General features: G+C 64.9%; 31 protein-coding genes. 29 read left to right on the top strand and 2 right to left on the bottom strand.

Annotation, left to right across the window (positions count from 1 at the left end):
* The first annotated feature begins 29 nt into the window (after positions 1 to 29).
* Together J5T34_RS03835 and J5T34_RS03830 are read left to right on the top strand one after the other, a co-directional pair.
* Positions 30 to 233, top strand: coding sequence for a hypothetical protein (locus J5T34_RS03835; protein WP_208578679.1), 204 nt, complete (start codon positions 30 to 32; stop codon positions 231 to 233).
* Positions 234 to 244: 11 nt separating this feature from the next.
* A complete protein-coding gene (locus tag J5T34_RS03830) occupies positions 245 to 517 on the top strand; it encodes a YdaS family helix-turn-helix protein (RefSeq protein ID WP_208578678.1) in 273 nt (90 codons plus the stop codon).
* 149 nt (positions 518 to 666) lie between these two features.
* On the opposite strand, the gene J5T34_RS03825 is transcribed toward J5T34_RS03830, so the two are convergent.
* Positions 667 to 924 carry a hypothetical protein gene (locus tag J5T34_RS03825; protein WP_208578677.1) on the bottom strand — a complete coding sequence of 86 codons (258 nt, stop codon included), beginning with the start codon at positions 922 to 924 and terminating at the stop codon, positions 667 to 669.
* 175 nt (positions 925 to 1,099) lie between these two features.
* Between J5T34_RS03825 and J5T34_RS03820 the strand changes: the two genes are divergently transcribed.
* The 11 genes from J5T34_RS03820 (at position 1,100) to J5T34_RS03770 (ending at position 7,530) form a co-directional block, all read left to right on the top strand.
* Entirely contained in the window at positions 1,100 to 1,486 is a 387-nt protein-coding gene (locus J5T34_RS03820) for an XRE family transcriptional regulator (RefSeq protein ID WP_208578676.1), read from the top strand.
* A complete protein-coding gene (locus J5T34_RS03815; RefSeq protein ID WP_208578675.1) occupies positions 1,483 to 1,668 on the top strand; it encodes a hypothetical protein in 186 nt (61 codons plus the stop codon). The genes J5T34_RS03820 and J5T34_RS03815 overlap by 4 nt, the downstream gene beginning before the upstream one ends.
* Positions 1,668 to 1,841 carry a hypothetical protein gene (locus J5T34_RS03810; RefSeq protein ID WP_208578674.1) on the top strand — a complete coding sequence of 58 codons (174 nt, stop codon included), beginning with the start codon at positions 1,668 to 1,670 and terminating at the stop codon, positions 1,839 to 1,841. Before J5T34_RS03815 ends, J5T34_RS03810 begins: the two co-directional genes overlap by 1 nt.
* 120 nt (positions 1,842 to 1,961) lie before the next feature.
* Positions 1,962 to 2,201: a hypothetical protein gene (locus J5T34_RS03805; protein ID WP_208578673.1), complete on the top strand. Its 240-nt coding sequence runs from the start codon at positions 1,962 to 1,964 to the stop codon at positions 2,199 to 2,201.
* 48 nt (positions 2,202 to 2,249) lie between these two features.
* The gene (locus J5T34_RS23885) at positions 2,250 to 3,278 is read left to right on the top strand and encodes a hypothetical protein (RefSeq protein ID WP_244258683.1); all 1,029 of its coding nucleotides are present in this window, start codon (positions 2,250 to 2,252) and stop codon (positions 3,276 to 3,278) included.
* Positions 3,275 to 4,645, top strand: coding sequence for a replicative DNA helicase (dnaB, locus tag J5T34_RS03795; protein ID WP_208578672.1), 1,371 nt, complete (start codon positions 3,275 to 3,277; stop codon positions 4,643 to 4,645). Before J5T34_RS23885 ends, dnaB begins: the two co-directional genes overlap by 4 nt.
* 8 nt (positions 4,646 to 4,653) lie before the next feature.
* Complete coding sequence (locus J5T34_RS03790; RefSeq protein ID WP_208578671.1) at positions 4,654 to 5,118, top strand: RusA family crossover junction endodeoxyribonuclease; 465 nt, start codon at positions 4,654 to 4,656, stop codon at positions 5,116 to 5,118.
* Positions 5,118 to 5,588: a hypothetical protein gene (locus J5T34_RS03785; protein ID WP_208578670.1), complete on the top strand. Its 471-nt coding sequence runs from the start codon at positions 5,118 to 5,120 to the stop codon at positions 5,586 to 5,588. Before J5T34_RS03790 ends, J5T34_RS03785 begins: the two co-directional genes overlap by 1 nt.
* Positions 5,588 to 6,118 (top strand): HNH endonuclease signature motif containing protein, encoded by a 531-nt coding sequence (locus tag J5T34_RS03780; protein WP_208578669.1) that lies wholly within the window; start codon positions 5,588 to 5,590, stop codon positions 6,116 to 6,118. The genes J5T34_RS03785 and J5T34_RS03780 overlap by 1 nt, the downstream gene beginning before the upstream one ends.
* A gap of 3 nt (positions 6,119 to 6,121) precedes the next feature.
* Positions 6,122 to 6,544, top strand: a complete 423-nt coding sequence (locus J5T34_RS03775) for a recombination protein NinB (RefSeq protein WP_208578668.1) — start codon at positions 6,122 to 6,124, stop codon at positions 6,542 to 6,544.
* On the top strand, positions 6,541 to 7,530 hold the full coding sequence (locus J5T34_RS03770) for a phosphoadenosine phosphosulfate reductase family protein (protein WP_208578667.1): 990 nt from the start codon (positions 6,541 to 6,543) through the stop codon (positions 7,528 to 7,530). The genes J5T34_RS03775 and J5T34_RS03770 overlap by 4 nt, the downstream gene beginning before the upstream one ends.
* 83 nt (positions 7,531 to 7,613) lie before the next feature.
* Here J5T34_RS03770 and J5T34_RS03765 read toward each other — a convergent pair whose 3' ends face one another.
* Positions 7,614 to 7,868, bottom strand: coding sequence for a hypothetical protein (locus tag J5T34_RS03765; RefSeq protein WP_208578666.1), 255 nt, complete (start codon positions 7,866 to 7,868; stop codon positions 7,614 to 7,616).
* A gap of 123 nt (positions 7,869 to 7,991) precedes the next feature.
* On the opposite strand from J5T34_RS03765, the gene J5T34_RS03760 reads away from it, so the two are divergent.
* The 16 genes from J5T34_RS03760 to J5T34_RS03685 all read left to right on the top strand — a co-directional run bounded on the left by J5T34_RS03760 (position 7,992) and on the right by J5T34_RS03685 (position 18,780).
* On the top strand, positions 7,992 to 8,198 hold the full coding sequence (locus J5T34_RS03760; RefSeq protein ID WP_208578665.1) for a hypothetical protein: 207 nt from the start codon (positions 7,992 to 7,994) through the stop codon (positions 8,196 to 8,198).
* Entirely contained in the window at positions 8,195 to 8,824 is a 630-nt protein-coding gene (locus J5T34_RS03755; RefSeq protein WP_208578664.1) for a hypothetical protein, read from the top strand. The genes J5T34_RS03760 and J5T34_RS03755 overlap by 4 nt, the downstream gene beginning before the upstream one ends.
* Before the next feature lie 157 nt (positions 8,825 to 8,981).
* Complete coding sequence (locus tag J5T34_RS03750) at positions 8,982 to 9,293, top strand: hypothetical protein (RefSeq protein WP_208578663.1); 312 nt, start codon at positions 8,982 to 8,984, stop codon at positions 9,291 to 9,293.
* 312 nt (positions 9,294 to 9,605) lie between these two features.
* The gene (locus J5T34_RS03745; protein ID WP_208578662.1) at positions 9,606 to 10,025 is read left to right on the top strand and encodes a PH domain-containing protein; all 420 of its coding nucleotides are present in this window, start codon (positions 9,606 to 9,608) and stop codon (positions 10,023 to 10,025) included.
* 139 nt (positions 10,026 to 10,164) lie between these two features.
* On the top strand, positions 10,165 to 10,698 hold the full coding sequence (locus tag J5T34_RS03740; protein ID WP_208578661.1) for a hypothetical protein: 534 nt from the start codon (positions 10,165 to 10,167) through the stop codon (positions 10,696 to 10,698).
* Positions 10,628 to 12,169 (top strand): terminase, encoded by a 1,542-nt coding sequence (locus tag J5T34_RS03735; RefSeq protein WP_244258682.1) that lies wholly within the window; start codon positions 10,628 to 10,630, stop codon positions 12,167 to 12,169. The genes J5T34_RS03740 and J5T34_RS03735 overlap by 71 nt, the downstream gene beginning before the upstream one ends.
* 5 nt (positions 12,170 to 12,174) lie before the next feature.
* On the top strand, positions 12,175 to 13,449 hold the full coding sequence (locus J5T34_RS03730) for a phage portal protein (RefSeq protein WP_208578660.1): 1,275 nt from the start codon (positions 12,175 to 12,177) through the stop codon (positions 13,447 to 13,449).
* Positions 13,388 to 14,224 carry a phage minor head protein gene (locus J5T34_RS03725; protein ID WP_208578659.1) on the top strand — a complete coding sequence of 279 codons (837 nt, stop codon included), beginning with the start codon at positions 13,388 to 13,390 and terminating at the stop codon, positions 14,222 to 14,224. Before J5T34_RS03730 ends, J5T34_RS03725 begins: the two co-directional genes overlap by 62 nt.
* Positions 14,225 to 14,236: 12 nt before the next feature.
* Positions 14,237 to 15,298, top strand: a complete 1,062-nt coding sequence (locus J5T34_RS03720; RefSeq protein WP_208578658.1) for a DUF2213 domain-containing protein — start codon at positions 14,237 to 14,239, stop codon at positions 15,296 to 15,298.
* Between the two features lie 2 nt (positions 15,299 to 15,300).
* Positions 15,301 to 15,744 carry a structural cement protein Gp24 gene (locus tag J5T34_RS03715; RefSeq protein WP_208578657.1) on the top strand — a complete coding sequence of 148 codons (444 nt, stop codon included), beginning with the start codon at positions 15,301 to 15,303 and terminating at the stop codon, positions 15,742 to 15,744.
* A gap of 64 nt (positions 15,745 to 15,808) precedes the next feature.
* A complete protein-coding gene (locus J5T34_RS03710; RefSeq protein ID WP_208578656.1) occupies positions 15,809 to 16,768 on the top strand; it encodes a DUF2184 domain-containing protein in 960 nt (319 codons plus the stop codon).
* 1 nt (position 16,769) lies between these two features.
* Positions 16,770 to 17,087, top strand: coding sequence for a hypothetical protein (locus J5T34_RS03705; RefSeq protein ID WP_208578655.1), 318 nt, complete (start codon positions 16,770 to 16,772; stop codon positions 17,085 to 17,087).
* Positions 17,088 to 17,089: 2 nt separating this feature from the next.
* A complete protein-coding gene (locus J5T34_RS03700) occupies positions 17,090 to 17,482 on the top strand; it encodes a DUF4054 domain-containing protein (protein ID WP_208578654.1) in 393 nt (130 codons plus the stop codon).
* Complete coding sequence (locus J5T34_RS03695; RefSeq protein ID WP_208578653.1) at positions 17,457 to 17,912, top strand: hypothetical protein; 456 nt, start codon at positions 17,457 to 17,459, stop codon at positions 17,910 to 17,912. The genes J5T34_RS03700 and J5T34_RS03695 overlap by 26 nt, the downstream gene beginning before the upstream one ends.
* Before the next feature lie 98 nt (positions 17,913 to 18,010).
* Complete coding sequence (locus J5T34_RS03690; protein ID WP_244258681.1) at positions 18,011 to 18,271, top strand: hypothetical protein; 261 nt, start codon at positions 18,011 to 18,013, stop codon at positions 18,269 to 18,271.
* The gene (locus J5T34_RS03685) at positions 18,268 to 18,780 is read left to right on the top strand and encodes a phage neck terminator protein (protein WP_208578651.1); all 513 of its coding nucleotides are present in this window, start codon (positions 18,268 to 18,270) and stop codon (positions 18,778 to 18,780) included. Before J5T34_RS03690 ends, J5T34_RS03685 begins: the two co-directional genes overlap by 4 nt.
* Positions 18,781 to 18,818 lie beyond the last annotated feature (38 nt).

Genomic DNA, 18,818 nt, shown 5'->3' with positions numbered 1-18,818 from the left:
GGCGACATGGAAACCAACCACTGTCGCTCATGACCACGGACCGCGAACTCATCGAACAGCTGGGCGGCGCCGCACGGGTGGCCGAGCTTCTGAACTTCAAGAAGCCAGGCGGCGTTCAGCGCGTTCACAACTGGAAGGAGCGCGGGATACCGGCCGCGGTCAAGCTGGCCCATCCCGAGCTCTTCCTTTCGAAGCCGACCGGCGCTGAAGAAGCGCCGGCCCACGCAGCCTGATGGAGCCGCCCATGTCCCGCCGTGCTGATAAGAGCAAACCTACCCACCACAGCGAAGGCTTGGAAAAGGCCATCGCTTGCTTCGGTTCGTTGTCCGCCATGGCGCGGGCTCTGGGCCTGTCTGGTTACCAAGTTATCCAGGAGTGGCGGCGGCAAGGACGTGTACCAGCCGAACACTGTCCGGTGGTTGAGCGACTTACCGCTGGGGCCGTGACCTGCGAAGAGCTGAACGAAAAGGTCGACTGGGCATTTGTCCGGCGCGGGACCGACCAACAAGCCGCCTGAGGACTGAACTGTGAAACGACTCACTTCGTTCTTGGCCGGATACCTCTGCACGATGGCGGTCATCTGCGTCCTGCTAGGAACCTCATGCGCGTTTTCCTGGCTGATCCACTGGCTGCCTTGGCCGCCGAGAGGTTGAACCATGAGACACGCTATTGGAGTGCGTTTGGCCTGGTGGGGCCTTCGGCTTGCTTTTCCAGAAGCGTTTCGAGCTGAGGGAGAGCGGCAAGTAGTTGTTTGCCGATGGCTGGCGTCAGAACGAACTCGTGCCGCATTTCCCATTCGCCTAAACCCTGACGGCCGTATTTCGCGACCACTGCCACATGCAGTAGCCCTGTCTGAGGGTCGAGATGTATCAGCGGAACTCTGTCGATGATGTGAATTTCGGTGCCGGTCTTTTGCGTTTCCATGCGTATCCCTTTCGTGGGCGGTTGAGAAGGTCAGAGGTCTCGATTGTTCCATGACTGTGGATACGCACCCTAGTAGTGGTGAAGGCGTCGCAGGTCGACGCCTTCATTTGGCCCTCGGGCCAACTGTGGAAGCAACTGTGGAACCGATTGTTTTTGCCAATCAGGAGAACAACAAATGCGGGTAGCTGAAGAGCCGGAAACCGGCGTCAGTACAGGGTCTCAAGCGTTTTTTCCCAGCGGCAAGGGCCGCTTTTTGCCCGATGCCGAGATCGCGACGTGCACAACGTACCGCGACGCCTGCGCGCTGGCCTGGGAACGCCGGACGCAGCCTGGTCTGACGCTCCAGGCCCTGGCCGCGCTGGCCGACCTCTACCCGTCTCACGTCAGCGACTACTTCCAGCGCGAAGCCCTGAATGCGAAGGGCAACCCGCGCCGCTCGCTGCCGGCCGACAAGATCGCCGACGTCGAGCGCGTGCTGGGCAACCGGATTCTGAGCCAGTACCTCATGCACCGCGGGGCCCTGACCATCATGGAAGCGGTGCTGGCGGCGAGGAATGCATGACGGACGTGGAAGCGATCGAAGTGGCCACCAAGGCCATGGAAGACGCGATGAAGCAGGGCGCTGGAGACGACGTGAGGATGACCAAGGCACTGGCCAAGGCCATGCGCGATCCGCGGGTCGCCCAAGCATTTGCCACCGTCGGATACCTCGACGTGCTGGCCGAGCAGAACACGAAGCATTGATGGACACCATGGACGCACAGCAGGCACAGCGCGCGCAGATCGCGTGGATCAACGAGCTGCTGCACCGGATGACGGTCGCCAGTACGGCCGACGTCCGCATGCAGCTGTGCGCCGAAACGAAACGCGCGATCGCCGAGCTGCTGGCCAGCGTGGCGGACCGCGGCAGGCAGTGAGGTAGGGACCAATGGCATACTCTTTTCCCCTTCGGGCAGCTGGTGGCCACCAGCGCGCGGCATACGCCTGCCATGTCGCGCACGCCCGACCCATCAACCAGGCAGGATGCGAGGCAAGCAATGGCAGAGAAGGAAGCGCACGACGATATGCCGGATCAGGGTCACCACACGTTCATTCTGGAGGCGCGGCCGGAAATCCAAGTGTTCATCGCCAAGAACGAGAAAATCTCGATCGTGGTTACCCAGATGCGCGACGAGCGGGATTCGGTGGACTCGGACGTGGTTCAGATACCGCTGGACTGTGCCGAGCAGGTAGGTATGGCACTGATCAACATCGCGAAGAAGTACACCGGGCTCTAAGCCACTGCCGGCCGTTCGCGCCGGCGACACTGCGGGTGGGGGTCTGACATGGCCCGCATCCGCTCCATTAAGCCCGAGTACTGGACCTCTGAGCAGGTCATGGAGGTGTCGCGCGACGCGCGCCTCCTTTTCATCGGCCTCTGGAACTTCTGCGACGACGGTGGCAACCATCCGGCGAGCGCGAAAACCCTGAAGGCTGAAGTATTTCCCGGTGACGACGATGTCACGGCGTCGACCGTGATGCAGTGGGTCGACGAACTTATTGAGCAAGGATTGCTCGTCGAATACGAGGTCGACGGCAAGGAATTCTGGCACGTCACGGGCTGGCATCATCAGCGCATCGATCAACCGACGTTGCGACACCCGCGCGGTGTCACAGGTGACTCAGGCGGTGACACAGGTGACGCGCGTCACCAAAAAAGGCTGGGCGGTAAGCAGCGCCAGCTTCTCCTTAAGAAACTCCGCGAATCCATTGGTGACGCATGTCACGTCTGCGGTGACGCGCTAGGTGTCACGCTAGCTCGCGTCACCCTAGCGTCACCGGAAGAGCCCGATCAATTCAAGGGTTACAGGCTTGTCTGCAGTTCCTGCAAGCGCAAGGTTCAAAGCGGTGACACGCTGGTGACGCAAGGTGACTCAAGGTGTCTCGCTGGTGACTCGCCTACGGAATGGAGAGGAGTAGATAGTAGAGGAGGTATAAGTACCCCCCATACCCCCCTTGGGGGCGAAACGTCCATAGGCCAGAAGGCGGACAAGCCTAAGCGTTCGGCCATCGGTCTGCCTGCCTACCTGAAGGCCTGCAAGCAGCAGGGCGTGAAGCCCATTGCCGAAGACGACACCGTCTTCGCCTACGCCGAGCAAGCGGGCATCCCGATGGAATTCCTCCGCCTGCACTGGCTCGAGTTCAAGGCCCGGTACAGCCTGCCCGACGCCAAGCGCTACAAGGACTGGCCGGCCGTGCATCGCAAGTCCGTGCGCGGCAACTGGTTCAAGCTCTGGTACATCGCCGGCGACGGCAACGTCGTGCTGACCACGGTCGGCGAGCAGGCGCGGCGCGTCCACGCGGAGGCAGCATGAACGCCCCCATGCCGACCCCGGGCCACGACGACCGCCTTACCGCGGTGGCTTCCGAGCAAGCGGTGCTCGGCGCGCTGCTGATCGACAGCGAGTGCTTCGACCGCATCGGGGACCTGCAGGCGGAGCACTTCACCGTCGGCGATCACCGCGCCATCTTTGCCGAGCTGTCGCGCCAGATCCAGGCCGGCAAGCCGACCGACTGCGTCACCGTCTTCGAGCGCTTGAAGGCCGCCGGCCAAGGCGCTGCCGACTTGGCGTACCTGACCCAACTCGCGCAGAACACGCCCGGTACAGCAAGCGTCGGCCGGCATGCCGCGATCGTCCGCGAGAGGGCGGTGCGCCGCGCGCTGCTGGTCCTCGGCAGTGAGCTTGTCCAGGAGGCGAAGGCTTCGCCAGACGAATCCCCGGCGTTGATCGACCGCGCCACCAGCCAACTGGAGGCGCTGGCCCAGGCTCGCGTGCGCAAGGAGCCGACGCACGTGTCGGCCAGCCTCGTGGAATACGCGCGGACGCTGCAATCCCGGGAGACCGATGGCGCTCGGGCGATCTCGACCGGCTTCCGCGACATCGACGCACTGCTCAACGGTGGCATCCGGCCGGGCGAGCTGATCGTGGTTGCGGCGCGTCCGAAGATGGGCAAGACCGCCTTCGCGCTCGGCTTGGCGCGCCATGCCGCCCGTGGCCGGCAGGTGCTCGTGCTGTCGATGGAGATGCCGCGCGCGCAGTTGGACGATCGGAATCTCGCCGCGATCGGTCACATCCCGCTGTCGAACCTGCTGACGCCGAGCCGCATGACGGACGACGAATGGAACCGGCTATCGCAGGCGATGGGCGTGCTCGAAAGCATGGGCCTGTGGCTCGACGACCAAGGCGGCCTGCGTCTCCTGGACGTCCGTATGAAAGCCAAGCAAGTCAAGCGCCGAGCTGGCCTCGACGTCCTCGTGATCGACTACCTGCAGCTGATGGAAGGCGAGGGCGACAACCGCAACGCGCAGATCGAGGGCATCACTCGCGGGCTCAAGGCGCTGGCGAAGGAACTCGACATTGCGATCGTGCTGCTGTCCCAACTCAACCGCGAGCTCGAGCGCCGGCCCAACAAGCGGCCGCAGCCGTCTGACCTCCGTGACTCCGGCGCGATCGAGCAGGATGCCGACGTCGTGATGTTCCTGTACCGCGACGAGGTCTACAACCCCGACACCAACGACAAGGGCATCTGCGAGGTCGATGTCGCGCTCAATCGGCAAGGCCAGCCCGGCCGCGTCGCCTTGGCCTACATCGGTGCCCAGACCCGATTCGAAACACTGGCGACCAATTGGCATCCGGCGCCGCCGAAGCGACCGCCCAGCGCATCGCGCGGCTTTGAATGAGGCATTCCATGACTGCAATCACGCTGACCCTTCCATACCCGGTAAGCGCGAACCGCTACTGGCGCACCTACATGCCGCGCGGCTTCAAGGCGCCGGTGACGACGCTGAGCGCCGAGGCCAAGGCCTACAAGCAGGAGGTGGGCTGGCTGGCGCGCGCTGCCGGCGTCCATGCGCCGATCGTCGGCCGCGTCGCTGTCTCGTACACGCTGTACCCGAACCGGCCGCAGGACTGGCAGAAGCGCATGCGGCGCGACGGCGCACGCTGGGATGACACGGTGCAGTGCATCGACCTGGACAACGCACAGAAGGTGCTGATGGACGCCCTCAAGGGAATCGTGTTCGAGGATGACCGCTGGGTGCGCCGGATCACCGCCGAGCGCGCCGAGCCGGATGGCGAAGCACGTCTCGTGGTGACGGTGAGCGCCCTGGAAGACGAGATCGTGCAGGCCGGCCTGTTCGGGGAGGCCGCGTGATGGCCAAGAGCAAGAAGCCGCGCAAGCCGTATCGCCCGAGCTGGAACGGCGCCGGCGTGAAGCTGCGCACCGAGCCGTGGAAGGTCGACGCCGTGTTCCGGCCGCTGGAAACCATCCTCGACGGGCTGGAGCGCGACGGCGCCGTGACGGCGACCGCCGCCGGCGTGCCGATCTTCCGCGACGCGAACGACGGCTGCTGGTACGAGACCGCGCCGGCGGTGGAGGGCGTCGCCTGCGCCTTCGAGATGCACGGCAAGCGGCAGGGCCGCGCGGTGCCGGTCGAGCCGCTGCTGGTGCTGGCCACGAAGCTGCGCTACGCCATGCCGCTGGAGCAGGCCGACGTCGTGGCCGCGCGTCAGGCGCTGGAGGCGCTGCGCGCCGAGGCCATGCAGATGACCGCGGCGTACGCGCGCGACCTGGTGCAGAACACCCGAATCCGAATCGAACTGGACGCGAAGGAGGCTGCTTGATGCCCATTAAACCGAAAGCGATTCGCCCATTGACGGCGGAGCGGGTACGCGACGCGTTGGTCTACTGCCCGGACACCGGAGAGTTCACCTGGAGGGCCAGCAGCCCGTTCAATCGGTTCGCGGGCAAGCCGGCTGGCTGCATCAACGGACACGGTTACCGGATCATCCTGCTGGACGGTCGCATTCACATGGCACACCGATTGGCATGGCTCTATGTGCACGGCGAGCTCCCGCCGGCGCAGATCGACCATGTCAATGGATGCCGCGGGGACAACAGGATCGCCAACCTGCGGCTTTGCAGCGGGGCCGAGAACTTGCGGAACCGCGCGATGCACGCGAAGAACAAGAGCGGCTACAAGGGCGTTTCCTTCAAGGACAAGAAGTGGCGCGCCTCCATCGGCCACGGCGGCCGGACGCGGCACCTCGGTCTGTTCGACACGCCGGCAGAAGCGGCACACGCCTATGACGCCGCCGCACGCGCGACGTTCGGCGAATTTGCCCGCGTCAATTTCCCCGAGAAGGAAGCCTGAGCCATGGCCACGCTCTACCGCGAGTTCACCCTCAAGAGCCCCGGCATCTGGCCGACAGTGCTGGCCTTCATCAAGTCCAACGCCGCCGCCTGCCTTGAGAAGGGCACGCCGCTGCGGCTGATCGTCACGGCCGAAGAACGCCGGCGCACCACCGAGGCGAACCGGTACTACTGGGGCGTCGTGCTGCGCGACATCGCCGAGCAGGCCTGGGTCGACGGCCAGCGGTTCAGCAAGGACACCTGGCACGAGTACTTCGCCGACGTGTACGGCGTGAAGGTCGAGATCCGGTTGCCGGACGGCCGCACGCGCGTCACGCGCAAGTCGACGGGCGATATGTCGGTCGGGGAGTTCAGCGAGTACCTGGCGAAGGTTCAGGCGGCCGCGGCCAACGAGTTCGGGGTCTCGTTCGACGGGGTGCATGCATGAGCGTTGTCCACGTGGTTTCCATGTCCGGCGGCAAGGACAGCACGGCCACCGCCATCCTAGCGCTGGAGAAGCATGGCAGCGCAGAGTGCCGCTTCGTCTTCGCGGACACCGGGAACGAGCACGAGCAGACGTATGAGTACGCGCTCGACTACCTGCCCGCGGCGCTGGGGATCAAGGTCGATGTGGTTCGCGCAGACTTCGCTGACGAGTTTGCGACCAAGCGCGCGAATCTGTCGCGTATCGCTGCGGGGGAGCCGGAGGGCGCTGTCTATGGCCGTCGCAAGTTCCAATACGCCTGGACGCCGGCCGCAGCGGCTCGCGCGCTGGAACTGCTGCATCCGACAGGCAACCCATACCTCGACATGTGCATGCTCAAGGGCGGCTTTCCTTCTCGGAAGCGGCAGTACTGCACGGATTACCTGAAGACCCAGCCGCTCACCGGCTATGCAGTGGACTTGCTCGATGCAGGTCACGCCGTCTGGTCGTGGCAGGGTGTCCGCATCGACGAAAGTTCGTCGCGCCGAGAGCGACTCCAAGGCACCGGCGCCTGCGTCAAGTCCTTCGAGGAAGTCGGCGGCGGCCTCTTCAACTACCGCCCCATCCTGCGCTGGACCGCTCGGGACGTGTTCCAGGCCCACGAGCTGGCTGGGGTCAAGCCTAACCCGCTGTACCTTCAGGGAATGGACCGCGTCGGCTGCATGCCGTGTATCAACTGCAGCAAAGCCGAACTTCGGCAGATCGCCCTTCGGTTTCCGGCCGAGATCGAGCGGATAGCCGAATGGGAGCGCTTGGTGTCGGCGGTCTGTCGCCCGCGCTCGCCGGTGTCGTTCTTTCACATGGGCACGCAGGGACATTCTGGACAGGACTCGACGATCCACGCCGTGGTGGAGTGGAGCAAGACCACGCGGGGCGGCCGGCAGTACAACCTTCTCGATCAACTGGAGGAGCCGACCGCTTGCTCCTCGGCATACGGGCTGTGTGAATGATCCTCAACGACATCAGCACCGTGCGGAATCCTGCGGGCTGTAATCCATTGACGATCACGTCGACGATGACCTCGATGCACCTCTTACCATTTCTCCAACGGAACGCGGCTAAGCAAGTAGTCGATCCTCTCTTTTGCGGCTTCGACGCAGGCTCGTATCGCTTGTTCTTCAGTAGTCAAGCCCATGCCGCCAACTCCACCGGGAAGAACGTTCCCATTCAGGTCCAGAAAATAGAAGGCATCAATTTCACCACTACTGCGGTAGCCGAATTTGCCGATTACCTTGGCGCCAAGGTATGTGCCAATCGTACCCATCTCCTGCATCTTGCTCTTGGTCATTTGGTAGCCCCGAAAATTTCGAATGCTACGCCTCATAAGGTGAGGTGTCACCGTGAAGCATAACCACCGCTGCCAGGGCGACTGCAGCGCGCGCCAGCCGGGCCTGGTGCTGGAGGTGGCCGCATGACGCTGCCCGCCCACATGTACCGCGACCCGGCCGAGGTCTACGAGCGCGCTGAGGCGCGAAGCTGCAAGGGCTGCGTCCATGAGCGGTCGGCCACGCTGTTCGGCACCACGGTCAGGGCCTGCATCAAGCTGTTACCGAACGGCAAGCGCCGACACCACGGCCGGCGCTGCCAGCACTACGACGATGGGGAAAACGAACAATGAGCGACGCGATCTTCAGGAGCACCGAGCAGGCGCTGCACGTTTCCTACCTGGTGCTGTCCATGCCGCCGCGGCAGGGCGCGCCGTTCCGGAACATGCTGATCCGGATGCTGGAGGATCTGGATCACCCGACCGACAAGCAGCAGGCCTGGCTCGACCAGCTCCGCGGCACGGCAGGCGGCGGCACGGTCAACTTCGGCGGCCTGTCGCCGGACGAAATCCGGGCCCAGTGCAGCATGGTCACGGCCGCCGTGCGCGACCGGCTGCCGAGCCAGGAGATGGCCGCCATCTGGGCGCGCTTCGCGGTGGGCGACGAGAAGGTCGGCGGCATGAAGCGGCTGGCGTTGTTCGCGCGCCGGTCGTGCGGGCTGACGGCCACCACGCTGCTGTTCGACCTGACGGCGCGGCACTACCTGCCGCGGGACCGGAAGGAGGGCTACACCTTTCGCGCGATCGCGGAAAAGCACCAAGTCAGCAAGGATCAGGTGTTCCGGGCCGCGAAGTGGATGGACGCCCATTACCGCGCGCTGGAGAACCTGGCGCTCGCGCGGCTGGAGCCGAAGTTCGTGGCGCACGGGCTCGTCGAGGACCGTACAGCGTGCGATGAGCCGGAAGCCCTTGCCGCATAAGGGATAGCGGCGAAAAAGGGCTTGCACTTTTGCGACAAGCGGTATAGATTTTCGCCAGACTCGCAGTAATTGCATCTAAAGCCCCCACCACTTGGGGGCTTTGTCGTTTCCGTGATCCTTGGCATGATGTGCTCGCCATAACCGCCAAGGAGATTTAATGGAAGCTGATGCAATCAAGGGCTACATGGAGCTTGGGAGGCAGATCGACAATGCTGCCGCTATGCTTATCGACTGCCTCCTGGAACGCGGCATATATAAGGCCGAGGGGGAAGGCCGCATATCCACCGTTTCGGCCGAAGGAGTCGAAGGTGAGCCGTATTCGTTGACCGTGCATGCCCATCACGTTCGCCTCGCCGGCAAGGTAGTGCATGCGTTCTGCAAGGATCAGTTCGGTTCGGCGCAATTGATTGGTGCTGTCGAGTTCCGTGTGGTTGGTTTGAGCGATCTCCCGGAAGAGCGCCCCTGCTGAGGGTCTACGTAGACGAGCAGGGCGGGTGCGGGTGGCGAAAGGTAGGTGAGATCCATCGCACAATTCCCACGAATCCGGCTGTCGCCGCCAGCCTGCGGGCTGCGATCTTTCAGGAGCTTGCTGGAAGGGTCCTAGATCGGTTGAAGCGGAAACCTCTCGCTGACGAGAGCGTTAGCTTTGTGGATATGGGCTGATATCGATCAAGGCATCCCCCTTCGGTGGGGTACAGGTGTCGGAGCCTCGTCCGTTATCGGATTTTGTGGTGTTGGTCGGCTATCATGCCAACCCCAATAATCGTTAGACGGAGAATTCATGGGGTCGTACGTAAATTCGAGTATTACATCGAACGAGCAAATCGTTTATGAGGCGAAAGTTTCTTGGTTTTCCCAGCTCCCGCTCGTGATCCTTGGTGTGATCACGCTGCCGATTTTCGTCGGCTTTCTGTTTCTCCTGGTCGCATTCATTCGGATCTGGACCACTGAACTGGCTATCACAAACAAGCGGATCATTGCCAAGTTCGGCTTGATTAGCCGGAGCACCATCGAACTGCGCCTTGATAAGGTGGAAACCGTTCGCGTCGAACAATCGATTCTTGGTCGCATCCTCAACTACGGATCGGTAGTCGTGTCTGGAGCTGGGGCACCTCAGGCGCCTATTCCAGGTATCGCGTCGCCGCTCAACTTCCGTGGCCGCTTGAACAGCATCGTGGAAGAACAGGCGGCAAAGGTGTAGTGAACTGGCAGTCGCCAGAAGAAGCCCGTGAGGTTCGTCCGAGCGGGCTTTTTTATTGGACGATTCGCGGAATGCGACGTGGCCAAGATGCGAGGCCGCTGGCTGCGCGGCTCGCCACAGTGCCACATGCAGAACTCCCATGGCAAAAACAAAGGACATCGACTGGGTCGCCGTCGAGGCGGCTTATCGCGCCGGTACTGAGCCCGTGACCGCGATTGCCTCGAAGCACGGCATCAGCCATACCGCGATCAACAAGAGGGCGAAGGCACAGGGCTGGATCCGGAATCCCGGCACCGCCAAGCGCGCTCTCGTGGAGGCGCATTTCAGTGGCGCGGCCGCTCCCGCCGATGGCGGAGTTTCACCGGAAGTTTCAGGTTTAACCCGTGAAACCATCGCCGGCGCCGCCCGTCAGGACATCGACGACATGGAGCGCGGCCTGCGCATCCATCGGCTGTGCCTGGCGAACCTGGAGGCTTGCGCCGGCGAGGCGGATGACCCCAAGGAAATCAAGACCATCGTCGAAGCGGCCAGCGCGGCCGTGGCGGCGATCCGCAAGATTCGCGGCCTCGACGCACCGACGCCTGCCGACATGAAAGACATCGATGCAGCAATCGAGGCAGAACTGGCGCAACTGGAGCGCAGCCGACAAGCTGGCGCTGCTGCAGACACTTAAGGCGCGCAACCGGCTGAACTGGAAGCCGCTGCCCGGGCCGCAGTCCATGGCCTACGCCTGCCGGGCAGACGTGCTGCTCTACGGTGGCGCCGCCGGTGGTGGCAAGAGCGACCTGGCGCTTGGCAAGGCGCTGACCCAGCACCAGCGATCGCTGATCCTGCGGCGCGAGTTCCCGCAGCTCAAGGGCATTTTGCAGCGGGCGGAAGAGCTGTACAGCGAGTACGGCAAGTATGGCGACAAGGTCTGGCGCTGCGAATTCGCCGGCAAGCGCCGGATCATCGAATTCGGCTCCGTCCAGCACGAGGCCGACAAGAACAAGTTCCAGGGCCGGCCGCACGACCTGAAGGTCTTCGATGAGGCGGCCAATTTCTTGGAGTCTCAGGTCGAGTTCATCGCCGGCTGGAACCGCAGCGAGGACCCGGACCAGCACTGCCAGGTGCTGCTGTGCTCTAACCCGCCGACGGACGCAACGGGCGACTGGCTGAACAAGTGGTTCGCGCCGTGGCTCGATCCGGCGCACCCGAACCCGGCCGCACCCGGCGAGCTGCGCTGGTTCGCGTCCATCGACGGCGAACAGCACGAGTGCGAGACCGGAGATCCGTTCATCCTGGTGGATGGTCAACGGGTGTATGACTTCGACCCGCAGAAGGTCAAGAAGGTCGACATCATCCGGCCGCTGACGCGCACCTTCATCCCGGCGCGGGTTACGGACAACCCGTTCTATGCCGATTCCGGCTATGTGGCGAAGCTGCAGGCCCTGCCCGAGCCGCTGCGCAGCAAGATGCTGTACGGCGACTTCGGCGCGGGCCGACAGGATGACCGCTGGCAGATCATCCCGAGCGAATGGGTCCGGATGGCGCAGAGGCGCTGGATCCAGCGTCCGGAGTGCGACGCGCCAATGAACGCGCTGGGCGTGGACGTGGCGCGCGGCGGGCAGGACAAGACGATCCTGTCGCCGCGGCACGGCAACTGGTTCGCCCCCCAAGTCTCGATCCCCGGCAAAGAGACGCCAGACGGGGAGGCGGTCGCGGCGCAAGTCCTGCTGCTGCGCCAGGTACGCACGGCAGTCAACATCGACGTGATCGGCGTCGGCACAAGCCCGTACGACATCCTGAAGGGCAAGATCAAGCTCTACGCCGTCGCCATGAACGGGTCTGAGGGCTCGGATGCTAAGGATCGCACCGGTCATCTGGGCTTCGTGAATAAGCGCGCCGAGTGGTGGTGGCGGATGCGGGAAGCACTGGATCCGGTCCACGGCGACGACCTGGCGCTTCCACCTGACCCGCAATTGGCCGCCGACCTCTGCGCGCCGCGGTGGAAGATGACCGCGCGCGGAATCCAGGTCGAGTCGAAGGAAGAAATCAAGAAGCGGATCGGCCGCAGCCCGGACAAGGGCGACAGCGCGGTCTATGCGCTGGCCGACGGCGGCGCCATGGCAATGCTGGCCCGACACTTGGCACTTGCAAGCTGACAACTATGAGACTCGACGGATACGAATCGGCGCTGCTGGGCAGTCGCGCCCTAGCGCCGCAGCTCGTGCCGCAGTCGGCGATCGAGCTCTACGCCACGGGCGGCTTGTATGGCCGGGTCGTCGACATGCCTGCCGACGCCGCTGTTGCGCGCGGCGTGGCCATCGAGGGCGACACCGACAGCGTGGTGGCCAATGAGCTGGACCGCCTCAAGGCGCTGCCGGCCCTGGCCGACGGCATCCGGTGGGCGCGCCTGACCGGCGCTGCGGCGATCGTGCTGGTTGCCGACGATGGCGGCCTGCTGCGGGATCCCCTCAATGTCGCCAACCTTCGGAGCATCGAAGAGCTGAAAGTCTTCGACCTGGACGACATCAGCGCGACGGACGATCGGTACCTCGACCCGACAAAGTCCAACTTCGGCACGCCGGAGCGGTACCGCGTTCGGGTGAACGTCACGGGCGTCGCCGAAGGAGAGTTCACTGTCCACGAGACGCGCCTGATTCCCATCTCTGGCGACCCCCTGCCGCGGCGTATGGCGGCGATCAAAGGTATCCCGTGGGCCGGCCGTAGCGCCGTCACGCGCCCCTATGCCGTCATCAACCAATATCGGCAGTCGCTGCGCTGGGCCCTGAGCATCCTTGAGCGGAAGCAGCAGGCCATCTACGGGATGAAGGGCTTGGCCGAGCTGATCCAGGCTGACATGGAAGGTGTGGTGCAGAAGCGCATCGGCTTGGTCGACGCCGTGCGGAACGTGCGCAACACCGTGGCCGTCGACGGCGAGGACCAATACCGCATCGAGGACACCAACGTCAGTGGCGTCCGCGACGTGGTCGCCGAGTTCCAGATCGCCCTGTCCGCAGAGACCGGCATCCCGGTCACGCTGCTGTTCGGCCGCTCCCCGGCCGGCATGAATTCGACCGGCCAGGCGGACTTCGACGGCTTTTACGACATGGTCGAGAACTACCAGCGCAACCGCGGCACGCCGGCGCTGGAGCGGCTCGTGTCGTTGATCCTGGCTCAGAAGAACGTCGCCAAGAAGGTCGACCAGTGGACGATCACCTGGCCGGCGCTGCAAAGCCCGACCGACAAGGAAAAGGCCGAGGTGCGCAAGGCCAACGCGGAAGCCGAGAAGGCTGAAGCCGACGCGCTGGGCGGCCTGATTGACCGCGGCGTGATCAGCGAGGAAGAGGGCAAGGACCATCTGGTCGCGGAAGGCAGGTATGGACTTGAACGCGCTCAGGGCAGCCGGACGGCGGCCGCGCAGTACGCCGCGCAGACCTAAGAAATGGCTGCATCCGGCGGCGATCGAGCGGGAGTACGTGCGGGCCGTTCAGGGCTTTGCCGACCGGACGGTGCAGGCCGCGGAGCACTACATCATCCCGGCGCTGGCCGAGGTGCGAGGCGATGACCTGAACCGGCCGCCGGAGGATGACCGCTGGTACACGGCGCTCGAGGTGGCATTCGCCGAAGCGCTGGCCGCTGCTGCAGTCACCGACGAGGCGCTGCGCAACGTGATCGACCTGTTCGCCAGCCGCGTGGACGCCTTCAACAGCAACCAGTTCCACGCGCTGCTTCGTGGTGCGTACGGCGTCGACATCGTGACGGCCGAGCCCGGCATCGGCCCGCTGATGCGTGTCTGGGAGGCCGAGAACCTGCGCCTGATCAAGTCGATTCCGACCCAGTACCTCGACAACCTGCAGGGCCGGATCGTGGCCGCAGTCGCGCGCGGCGAGTCGCTGCGCAGCCTGACCGCCTTCGTGCGGGACACCTACCGGCTGCCGATGGAGCGCGCCGAGCTGATCGCCCGCGACCAGATCGGCAAGCTCAATGGCCGGCTGACCGGCTACCGCCAAACGAATGTCGGCGTCTCCGAATACCGGTGGCGCGGCACGCTGGACGCGCGCGAGCGCGATGCCCACGTCGCGCGGGAAGGCAAGGTGATCTCGTGGGACACGCCGCCGGACGATGGCCACCCCGGCGAGCCGATCCGCTGCCGCTGCTGGGCAGAGCCCGTGCTGCCCGATCTCGATGATTTGGACGCTTTGATCGTCCACTGAAGGTGACAAGCGATGGTGATGCGATTCGATACCGCGCCGCTCAAGGCAACGAGCACGCGCGAGGGGTTCATCACGGACACGCCGATCCTGACCCGGACCGGCATCTTTCCGTACAAGAACCCCGACGGCTCGACGCGGCTGGAATTCCGGCCGCCGGAGGAGGTTTTCCACGCCGACTCACTGGCCAGCCTCAAGGGCAAGCCGATCACCAACGGCCATCCTGGCCTGGTGACCGCGCGCAACGCCAAGCAGCACACCGTCGGCGCCGTGCTCACGGAGGGCCGGCAGGACGGCGACAACATGGTGGGCGAGGTTGTCATTTACGACACCGCGCCTATCGCCGAGGGCAAGAAGGAGCTGTCCCTCGGTTACACCCTCGACCTCGACGAAACGCCGGGGGAGTGGAACGGGCAGCGGTACGACGCGGTGCAGCGAAACATCCGCATCAACCATCTGGCCCTGGTGAAAGCTGGCCGGGCGGGAAATGCCCGCCTGAATCTGGACGCGGCGGATGCCGATTTGACCAACGATGAGGAAAGCGAACCCATGAACATGGTGAAAGTTCGCCTGGACTCGGGACTGTCGTACGACGCCGCGCCCGAGGTAGCCCAGGAACTGGAGGCCCTGCGGGCCAAGGTGAAGGCCGAGGCCACGCGCGCCGACAGCGCGGAAGCCCGCGCCGACACCGAGAAGGCTCGCGCCGACAAGGCCGAGAAGGATGTCGAACAGGCGCGCGCCGATGGGCTGGCGCAGGCGCTAGCCCGCACTCGGCTCGAGGCCGAAGCCCAGGCGCACGGCGTCGAAATCAAGCAGGACATGGCCGACAAGGACATCCGTGTCGCTGTGATCAAGGCGGTCCGCGGCGACGGCTTCGACATGGCGGGCAAGTCCGACGCCTACATCGAGGCGGCCTACGATCTGGCGGTGGCGGAGAAGGGCCAGCGCGCCGACGCACTGGCGAGCCAGCGCAAGGAGATGCAGGCCAAGACCAACATGGACGGCAAGGATGGCCAGCCGCAATCGGCCGCCTCGGCCCGCAGCAAGATGATCGCGCAACAGCGTGGGGGTGAATGACCATGTACGAGAACTATCAGGACGTCGCCTTCGCGGGCATGAAGGTGGATTCGGGCGATGACCGCGTCGAGTCGTTTCCCGTCGCGGGCAACCTGCCGATCGGTGTCGTGACCGGTACGGACGCGCAGGGCCGGCTCGTTCCCGGCCCCGGTACCAAGGTGCGCGGTATCACGCTGCAGTCGCACACGATCACGGCGCAGACCTACGTGCAGTACGACTGCGCCTCGGTCATGACGCGCGGTCTGGTGTGGGCGCGCGTGACGCCGGCCGCTGCGGTGACCAAGGACGGCCCGGTGAAATTCGCCGCCGACGGCACGGTTTCCGACGCTGGCGCCAATACGCTGCCGAACGCGGTGTTCCGCAGCGCCAAGGTGACGACCAGCGATGGCGTCGAGATCGTGGCCGTCGAGCTGCACAACCCGTTCTCGGTGCCCGCCGCGGCGTAACCCCAGATCCAGAACCACGAGAGCCCGCCGCGCGCGGGCTTTTTCATTTCCGCGAGGGAAAAACATGGAACACCTGCACTACGACGAAGCCGATCTGGCTGGCGTCCAGGCATTCGCCCCCCAGATGGGCGGCCTGCGCGAGGACGAGTCGATCTTCACGGCGCGCCAGCTCGACTACGTCAAGGCTCGCGTCTACAACAAGAAGCTGCCGCCGATGAAGGGCCTGCAGCTTGTGCCGATCGAGACGGACGTGCCGGAGTGGGCGGAGACCGTCACCTTCCGCATGTTCGACCAGGTCGGCATGGCCAAGATCGTGGCGAACTACGCCGACGACCTGCCGCGCGCGGACGTGAAGGGCACCGAGAAGACCATCCGCGTCAAGGACATCGGCAACAGCTACGGCTACAACATCAACGAACTGCGCGCCAGCGTGGCGCTGGGCCAGAACCTGCCGACCCGCAAGGCCGACGCGGCGCGTCGGGCCGTCGAGATCAAGCTGAACCAGATCGCTATGGTCGGAGACGCCGATTACGGTCTGTACGGCCTGGTCAACCACCCCAACATCGGCATTACCGCCGGCCTGAACGGCAACTGGGACGACCCGACTACCACTGCGGACCAGATCCTGGCCGACCTCGACGCCCTGTACAACACGGTGCGCGTGCAATCCAAGGGCGTCCACACGCCGAACCTGGCCGCGCTGCCCAGCGCCCAGCACGCTGCAATCACGTCGAAGCGTTTGCCGGACTCGGGTGGCCAGACGGTGGCCGAGTTCTTCATCAAGAAGCACCCGGGCTTCCGCTTCGAAGAAGCGCCGGAGCTGACCGGCGCGGGCGCTGGCGGCGCCGACATCATCATCATGTACGAGTTCAGCGCCGAGAACCTGAATCTGGACCTGGTGATGCCGTTCAACCAACTGCCGGCCCAGGCGCGCAATCTGGAACTGGTGGTGCCGTGCCTGGCCCGCACCGCGGGCGTCACCGTGCACTACCCGCTGGCGCTGACCAAGGGGGAGGGCATCTGACATGGCCAACGTCAAGAACGTCTCCACGCACGTCGTGTCGATCCGCGGCACGACCATCATCCCGCCGCTGGGCTCGGCCGACATCGACCTGAAGACACCCGGTGTTCCGGCGCTGATCAAGCGCGGCGTGCTCGAAGTCGTATCGACCCGCGAGGCCGACACCGCCGAGGGCGACGGTCCGCTCGACCCGAGCACCATGAAGGCCGCGCAGCTCAAGGCCGAACTGGACAAACTGAACGTCCAGTACGCCGGCAACGCCAGCACCGACGTCCTGCGCGAGCTGTACGTCGCCAAGCTGGCCGAGCAGGCGGAGCAATAGCCATGGCGGCCACCATCGAGTTGCTCGACTTCCTGGCGCCGGCTGTGGCGGACGCCGCCGAGGCGGACAAGAATCGGGCGCTCTCGATGGCGGCGGCCTACCGGCCTTCCTGTCTGCCCGAAGCCAAGCAGGACGAGGCGCAGGCTTGGTACGCGGCGTGGCTGCTCTATCAGCGCATGCAGCAGACCGCGCAGGCCGGGGCTGTCATCCGGCCCGGCATCGTCAGCGAAAAGGAGGGCGATCTCGCGCGGACGTTCGGCAGCACGACTGGCTCGGACGGCGTCGCCGATCCCCTCGGCTTCTACGGCCAGTACAAGCGGCTCGCCGATTTGTGCGGATACGGCGCCATCACCGTCGGGAGGCCTCTCCATGGCTGCTGCTGTGAAGGTTATTGACCGGGGGCTGGCGAAGTACGTGCGCGATACCTCGAAGCTGAACGGCCGCGGCGTCAAGGTCGGCATTCAGGCCGATGCCGGCAAGGATCCGAACTCCGGCACCGACCTGGTCGACATCGCCATCTTCAACGAGTACGGCACCGAGACCATCCCGGCCCGGCCATTCGTGCGCGACTTCTTCGAGAAGAACCGGACGGTGCTGGGCACGGCGATGGACCGGCAGGCTGATGCGGTCGCCGCCGGCGCCAGTCCGGCGCAGGCCATGGACACGCTCGGCCTCTGGGTCGAGAAGCACCAGAAGCGGCATGTCCAGCAGTCCCCGGCCTGGGCAGTCCCGAACGCGCCGCTGACGGTCAAGCTCAAGGGCAGCAGCACGCCGCTGATCGACCACGGCACGATGCTCAACGCCATTCGGTATCAGAAGCTATGAGCAGCTTTCGCAGACCCGTGCAGGTGATCCGGCGCGCCGCGGGGCAGTGGGTCGGCGGGCGGTGGTTCGAAGGGCCGGACGGACCAGCAGACACCATCATGGCATCCGTCCAACCGGCCGCGCTGTCCGACTACGACACGCTGCAGGCGCTGCCCGAAGGGCGGCGAGTGGAGGCGATGGTGCGCATTTACACCGACGCGGTGCTGACCGTCGCCGGCGCCAACGACACCAACGGCGATCACGTCGTCTGGCCGCACGGGCCGCGACCCGGCAACTACTTGGTGCGCGCCGTCAGCCCGTGGCAATCCGGCGTGATTTCGCACTACCGCTATCTCGCCGTGCTGGAGCTCGAACCATGACGCCGGAGCAGGCCATCTACGAGCTGATCACCACAGCGGCGACCGCGCCAGTGATCTTCGCCAACGAGAACGGGCCCCGGCCGGCCAAGCCGTACATCGCGCTGCGGGTGAACCCGGCCAGCCGACTGCCGGTTCATCGGGGCCCGGTCGACGACGCCGGCGTGCAACCGGTCTCGGCGCACCGCTCGGCTCAGGTGGAACTGCAGTGCTTCGGCACGGGCTGCATGGACGCGCTCGACGTGCTGGGCCAACGCCTGCACATGCAGGCGGCGCTGGACCGCGCCGAGCAGCTCAATCTGGCCGTGACGGCCGTCGGCCAGCTTCGACAGGTGCCGGTGCTGCGCGACGCCACGACGTACGAGCCGCGCGCGGTTATCGAGCTGACCATCGACTACACGACGACGCTTGCGGATGACGTGGGCGTCATCGAGACGGTGAACATCACCGGAACAACGGACGGCGGCGCGCTGCCGGGTCCAACGATCACCATCCACGCCAGCGTGGGATAGAAGACCGACGCCGCCTCCGGGCGGCGATTTCATTTGGA

The organism is Cupriavidus gilardii (genome assembly GCF_017598945.1).
In the GTDB taxonomy this organism is placed as follows: domain Bacteria; phylum Pseudomonadota; class Gammaproteobacteria; order Burkholderiales; family Burkholderiaceae; genus Cupriavidus; species Cupriavidus gilardii_E.
The sequence above is the reverse complement of the archived record's forward strand: the minus strand, read 5'-3'. Positions and strand labels throughout refer to the sequence as shown.

Excerpts from the sequence above, each read along its gene's own strand:
- J5T34_RS03810 (WP_208578674.1), top strand. The coding sequence starts at position 1,668 with ATGGACACCATGGACGCACAGCAGGCACAGCGCGCGCAGATCGCGTGG.
- J5T34_RS03820 (WP_208578676.1), top strand. The coding sequence starts at position 1,100 with ATGCGGGTAGCTGAAGAGCCGGAAACCGGCGTCAGTACAGGGTCTCAA.
- J5T34_RS03815 (WP_208578675.1), top strand. The coding sequence starts at position 1,483 with ATGACGGACGTGGAAGCGATCGAAGTGGCCACCAAGGCCATGGAAGAC.
- J5T34_RS03745 (WP_208578662.1), top strand. The coding sequence starts at position 9,606 with ATGGGGTCGTACGTAAATTCGAGTATTACATCGAACGAGCAAATCGTT.
- J5T34_RS03765 (WP_208578666.1), bottom strand. The coding sequence starts at position 7,868 with ATGACCAAGAGCAAGATGCAGGAGATGGGTACGATTGGCACATACCTT.
- J5T34_RS03770 (WP_208578667.1), top strand. The coding sequence starts at position 6,541 with ATGAGCGTTGTCCACGTGGTTTCCATGTCCGGCGGCAAGGACAGCACG.
- J5T34_RS03695 (WP_208578653.1), top strand. The coding sequence starts at position 17,457 with ATGGCTGCTGCTGTGAAGGTTATTGACCGGGGGCTGGCGAAGTACGTG.
- J5T34_RS03730 (WP_208578660.1), top strand. The coding sequence starts at position 12,175 with ATGAGACTCGACGGATACGAATCGGCGCTGCTGGGCAGTCGCGCCCTA.
- J5T34_RS03785 (WP_208578670.1), top strand. The coding sequence starts at position 5,118 with ATGGCCAAGAGCAAGAAGCCGCGCAAGCCGTATCGCCCGAGCTGGAAC.
- dnaB (WP_208578672.1), top strand. The coding sequence starts at position 3,275 with ATGAACGCCCCCATGCCGACCCCGGGCCACGACGACCGCCTTACCGCG.
- J5T34_RS03685 (WP_208578651.1), top strand. The coding sequence starts at position 18,268 with ATGACGCCGGAGCAGGCCATCTACGAGCTGATCACCACAGCGGCGACC.
- J5T34_RS03740 (WP_208578661.1), top strand. The coding sequence starts at position 10,165 with ATGGCAAAAACAAAGGACATCGACTGGGTCGCCGTCGAGGCGGCTTAT.
- J5T34_RS03705 (WP_208578655.1), top strand. The coding sequence starts at position 16,770 with ATGGCCAACGTCAAGAACGTCTCCACGCACGTCGTGTCGATCCGCGGC.
- J5T34_RS03720 (WP_208578658.1), top strand. The coding sequence starts at position 14,237 with ATGGTGATGCGATTCGATACCGCGCCGCTCAAGGCAACGAGCACGCGC.
- J5T34_RS03755 (WP_208578664.1), top strand. The coding sequence starts at position 8,195 with ATGAGCGACGCGATCTTCAGGAGCACCGAGCAGGCGCTGCACGTTTCC.
- J5T34_RS03830 (WP_208578678.1), top strand. The coding sequence starts at position 245 with ATGTCCCGCCGTGCTGATAAGAGCAAACCTACCCACCACAGCGAAGGC.
- J5T34_RS03750 (WP_208578663.1), top strand. The coding sequence starts at position 8,982 with ATGGAAGCTGATGCAATCAAGGGCTACATGGAGCTTGGGAGGCAGATC.
- J5T34_RS03715 (WP_208578657.1), top strand. The coding sequence starts at position 15,301 with ATGTACGAGAACTATCAGGACGTCGCCTTCGCGGGCATGAAGGTGGAT.
- J5T34_RS23885 (WP_244258683.1), top strand. The coding sequence starts at position 2,250 with ATGGCCCGCATCCGCTCCATTAAGCCCGAGTACTGGACCTCTGAGCAG.
- J5T34_RS03780 (WP_208578669.1), top strand. The coding sequence starts at position 5,588 with ATGCCCATTAAACCGAAAGCGATTCGCCCATTGACGGCGGAGCGGGTA.
- J5T34_RS03790 (WP_208578671.1), top strand. The coding sequence starts at position 4,654 with ATGACTGCAATCACGCTGACCCTTCCATACCCGGTAAGCGCGAACCGC.
- J5T34_RS03825 (WP_208578677.1), bottom strand. The coding sequence starts at position 924 with ATGGAAACGCAAAAGACCGGCACCGAAATTCACATCATCGACAGAGTT.
- J5T34_RS03760 (WP_208578665.1), top strand. The coding sequence starts at position 7,992 with ATGACGCTGCCCGCCCACATGTACCGCGACCCGGCCGAGGTCTACGAG.
- J5T34_RS03775 (WP_208578668.1), top strand. The coding sequence starts at position 6,122 with ATGGCCACGCTCTACCGCGAGTTCACCCTCAAGAGCCCCGGCATCTGG.
- J5T34_RS03735 (WP_244258682.1), top strand. The coding sequence starts at position 10,628 with ATGCAGCAATCGAGGCAGAACTGGCGCAACTGGAGCGCAGCCGACAAG.
- J5T34_RS03835 (WP_208578679.1), top strand. The coding sequence starts at position 30 with ATGACCACGGACCGCGAACTCATCGAACAGCTGGGCGGCGCCGCACGG.
- J5T34_RS03700 (WP_208578654.1), top strand. The coding sequence starts at position 17,090 with ATGGCGGCCACCATCGAGTTGCTCGACTTCCTGGCGCCGGCTGTGGCG.
- J5T34_RS03690 (WP_244258681.1), top strand. The coding sequence starts at position 18,011 with ATGGCATCCGTCCAACCGGCCGCGCTGTCCGACTACGACACGCTGCAG.
- J5T34_RS03805 (WP_208578673.1), top strand. The coding sequence starts at position 1,962 with ATGGCAGAGAAGGAAGCGCACGACGATATGCCGGATCAGGGTCACCAC.
- J5T34_RS03725 (WP_208578659.1), top strand. The coding sequence starts at position 13,388 with ATGGACTTGAACGCGCTCAGGGCAGCCGGACGGCGGCCGCGCAGTACG.
- J5T34_RS03710 (WP_208578656.1), top strand. The coding sequence starts at position 15,809 with ATGGAACACCTGCACTACGACGAAGCCGATCTGGCTGGCGTCCAGGCA.